This window comes from Mycobacterium sp. (assembly GCF_036273375.1).
Taxonomy (GTDB): Bacteria; Actinomycetota; Actinomycetes; order Mycobacteriales; family Mycobacteriaceae; genus Mycobacterium.
Genome location: NZ_DASUHS010000125.1, coordinates 1 through 3,140, shown reverse-complemented (window position 1 = coordinate 3,140; position 3,140 = coordinate 1). Strand labels below are relative to the sequence as shown.

Sequence of the window (3,140 nt, the reverse complement as noted above, 5' to 3'; positions counted from 1 at the left end):
GTCGCGCGCCGGCTCGAGGCGTTTCCTCGTTGCGCCCTAGGCATGCGGGAGGGCCGACTGTCGCTCGATCAGGTTGGCGTCATCGCGGCGCGGGCCGGGGAGGGGTCTGATGAGCACTACGCGCAGCTGGCCGAGGTCGCGACGGTTAACCAGCTGCGTACGGCGGTCAAGCTGGAACCGCGACCCGAACCCGATTCTCGGCCTGAACCGCAGCGCTCGATCACCATGACCTCCGGCGAGGAGTTCACCTGTTGGCGTATCACACTTCCACACCTGGATGCGGCGAAGTTCGACGCGGCGCTGGCGTCGCATCGTGATGCGCTGATCGCGGAGTGGAAGCACGATCGCAGCAATGGCGAGGGCGCCAGCGATCAGGCGCCGCCGTTGCCGAGCACTGGCGAGGCGTTTATGCGTCTGGTCGAGGCCGGATGGGACGCCGAGGCGGCCCGCCGGCCACACGGGCATCAGACCACGGTAGTGGTGCACGTCGACGCTCAGCAGCCCGTCGCGGCGCTGCATCTGGGTCCGCTGCTCACCGACGCCGAACGTCGATACCTGACCTGTGATGCCACGTGTGAAGTGTGGTTCGAACGTGACGGCGAGGTCATCGGTGCGGGCCGTGCGACGCGGGTGATCAACCGACGGCTGCGCCGCGCGCTCGAGCACCGCCATCCCGCGTGCGTGGTTCCGGGTTGTGGGGCCACCCGCGGTCTGCACGCACACCACATCCGGCACTGGGAGGACGGCGGTCTGACCGAATTGGCCAACCTGGTGTTGGTATGCCCTTATCACCACCGGTTGCACCACCAGGGCGTCATCGCCATCGCCGGACCCGCCGACGATCTCGGCGTCACCGACAGCTCCGGGCGACCACTGCGCTCGGGATCGCTCGCGCGCCCACCAACTAAACCCCCGCCCGCCGTCACGCCGTGTCCCGGGCCCACCGGTGAGCGCGCCGACTGGTGGTGGTACGAACCCTTCCAGCCGCAACCACCACCGACAACCAACTAGGTAGCTCACCAGCACCGGATCAAAGCTCAAACGGGTTGGGGTATCAAGAAATTCGTTCGCGATACGCGCGACAACAGGCATCGTGACAATCGAAGCCGACATCCCGGCTCAGACGCCGTCCGGCCGGGAATCGACCGCCGACCTAGCCCGAACCGAGCCCCGGCACGATCTCGCTGAGGCTGAACGTCACCGGTTGTTCGAGCTGTTCATAGGTACACGAGCGCGGTTCGCGGTCCGGGCGCCACCGATTGAACTGCGCGGTATGACGAAACCGCCGGCCTTCCATGTGGTCGTAGCGGACCTCGACCACTCGCTCGGGCCGCAGCGGTACGAACGACAGGTCCTTACCTGCGTTCCAGCGCGAGAATTCGTTCTTGCGAGGAGTCCGCTCGCCGGCTTCGTGCGCGGCCCAATTCCACGGGTGATCCTCGAAATCGGTGACGAGCGGTTGTAGTTCGTCGAACAGCCGTCGCCGCTCGGCCATGGGAAAGGCGCCGATGACCCCGACCGACGCGAGCTGGCCATCGTCCTGATAGAGACCGAGCAACAGCGAACCGATCGCGCCGGCGCCGGACTTGTGCACCCGGTAGCCGGCGACCACACAGTCGGCCGTCCGCTCGTGCTTGATCTTGAACATGATCCGCTTGTCCGGTTGGTACGTGATGTCCAGCGGCTTGGCAATCACGCCATCGAGGCCGGCGCCCTCGAATTCGTCGAACCAGCGCCGCGCGGTGTCCAGATCGGTCGTCGCCGGCGTGACATGGATCGAAGGCCCCGAGTCCGCCAAGGCGTCCGCCAGGGCGGCGCGCCGTTCGCTGAAGGGGCGTCGCGTGTAGTCGTCGTCGCCGAGGGCGAGCAAATCGAACGCGATGAAGGACGCCGGCGTGGTCTTGGCGAGCATCTGCACCCGCGAGTCGGCCGGGTGGATGCGTTGTTGCAGCGCCTCGAAATCCAGCCCGTTCTCGGTGGCGATGACGATCTCGCCGTCGATCACACAGCGGTCCGGCAGCTCGGCCCTGACCGCGGCGACCAGCTCCGGGAAATACCGCGTCATCGGCCGTTCGTTGCGGCTGCCCAGCTCGACCTGGTCGCGGTCGCGGAAACAGATCGACCTGAAGCCGTCCCACTTGGGCTCGTAGGACGCGTCAGGGGGAATTGAGCGCACCGATTTAGCCAACATCGGCGATACCGGCGGCATGACAGGGAGGTCCATAGCCTGATTGTGCTGGAATCGGAGGTATGGCTGCTGCAGAAGAGCTCGACGTCGACGGCATCGCGGTGCGCCTTACTAATCCGGACAAGGTGTATTTCCCCAAACTGGGGTCGAAGGGCACCAAGCGACACCTGGTGGACTACTACCGTGCCGTCGCGGGCGGTCCGATGCTCGACGCGCTGCGCGACCGGCCCACCCATCTGCAGCGTTTCCCGGACGGCATCGACGGCGAGGAGATCTACCAGAAGCGGATCCCGCAGCACCACCCCGACTACTTGCAGACGTGTCAGGTGACTTTTCCGTCGGGGCGGACGGCCGACGCGCTGAAGGTGACCCATCCGGCAGCGGTCGTGTGGGCGGCGCAGATGGGCACGGTCACCTTGCACCCGTGGCAGGTGCGCTGCCCGGATACCGACCATCCCGACGAACTGCGCATCGATCTGGATCCGCAACCGGGTGTCGCCTTCGAGCAGGCGCGCACCGTTGCGGTCGACGTGCTGCGGCCGTTGCTCGACGAACTCGGTCTGGCCGGATACCCGAAGACCTCGGGTGGCCGCGGAATCCACGTCTTTCTGCGGATCGCCACAGACTGGGACTTCATCGAGGTGCGCCGCGCCGGCATCGCCCTGGCCCGCGAAGTCGAGCGCCGCGCGCCCGACGCCGTCACCACGTCCTGGTGGAAGGAAGAACGCGGCGAGCGCATTTTCATCGACTTCAACCAGAACGCTCGGGACCGCACCATGGCGTCGCCATATTCGGTGCGGCGCACCCCGATCGCGACGGTATCGATGCCACTGACGTGGGAGGAGCTCGCCGACGCCGAGCCGGACGACTACACCATGGCAACCGTGCCCGATCTGGTCAAGGACCGAGAAGACCCTTGGGCCGCAATGGATGACGCGGTCCAATCGATCGC

The 3,140-nt window shown here is 66.4% G+C and carries 3 protein-coding genes; 2 read left to right on the top strand and 1 reads right to left on the bottom strand.

Going from position 1 to position 3,140, the window contains the following annotated elements:
- Positions 1-1,011, top strand: a 1,011-nt coding sequence (locus VFW69_RS12195; RefSeq protein WP_526501538.1) for an HNH endonuclease signature motif containing protein, incomplete at its 5' end; no start/stop codon positions are given.
- 142 nt (positions 1,012-1,153) lie between these two features.
- Here the strand turns inward: VFW69_RS12195 and VFW69_RS12190 are convergent.
- Entirely contained in the window at positions 1,154-2,224 is a 1,071-nt protein-coding gene (locus VFW69_RS12190; RefSeq protein WP_526501536.1) for an ATP-dependent DNA ligase, read from the bottom strand.
- A 26-nt stretch (positions 2,225-2,250) separates the two neighbouring features.
- On the opposite strand from VFW69_RS12190, the gene ligD reads away from it, so the two are divergent.
- Positions 2,251-3,140 (top strand): non-homologous end-joining DNA ligase (gene ligD, locus VFW69_RS12185; RefSeq protein WP_526501534.1); only part of this gene is annotated, 890 nt, incomplete at its 3' end.

Bases quoted from the DNA above. Each gene is read 5' to 3' on its own strand.
- VFW69_RS12190 (WP_526501536.1), bottom strand. From the start codon at position 2,224: ATGGACCTCCCTGTCATGCCGCCGGTATCGCCGATGTTGGCTAAATCG.